General features: G+C 64.5%; 1 protein-coding gene. It reads right to left on the minus strand.

What is annotated here, in order from left to right:
* Positions 1–533, minus strand: a 533-nt coding sequence (locus tag ACXJKR_RS34365; RefSeq protein WP_457326675.1) for a peptidase inhibitor family I36 protein, incomplete at both ends; no start/stop codon positions are given.

The raw sequence follows: 533 nt of genomic DNA on the forward strand, positions 1-533 counted from the left end.
TCGGCGAGCCCACCGACATCAGGATGCGGGCCGAGTTCAGCGCCGGGATGGTGATCGAGCGCGTGGCGCTGAGCTTGTGGAAGTAGTTGGTGTACGTCTGGCCGCCCTTGGTCAGCGCGCCGTTGTCGCTTGTTGCCATGGGGATGAAGTTGCCCGCGGCATCCACGCGCACGAACTTGCCTGTCGCCCAGTCCTTGCCGATGATGGCCCAATAGACCTGGTCATCGGGCCAGCGGCCGGCRGTCTGGTTGACGATGTTGAAGGTGGTGCGGCCGTTCCAACTGCCGGTGTTGGTGTTGGTGCCGACGCGGTAGGACGAGGTCAGGTCGTTGAAGCCGCGGTTGACGAGATTGGGCTCGTTGGCCGTCAGCACCAGCGAGCCGCCGCCGTAGCTGACGTCGTTGAACAGCGTGGCCTGGTAGCCGGCCTGCACCTTCACGGACGAAACCCGGTCGTTCCAGGCAGCGCCTATCCAGCTCGAGTCCGCGCTTGCGCAGAAGCTGTCGCCGGTGTAGTTCACATCGGCGTAGAAG

The sequence above is a fragment of the Roseateles sp. P5_E11 genome (assembly GCF_054049355.1).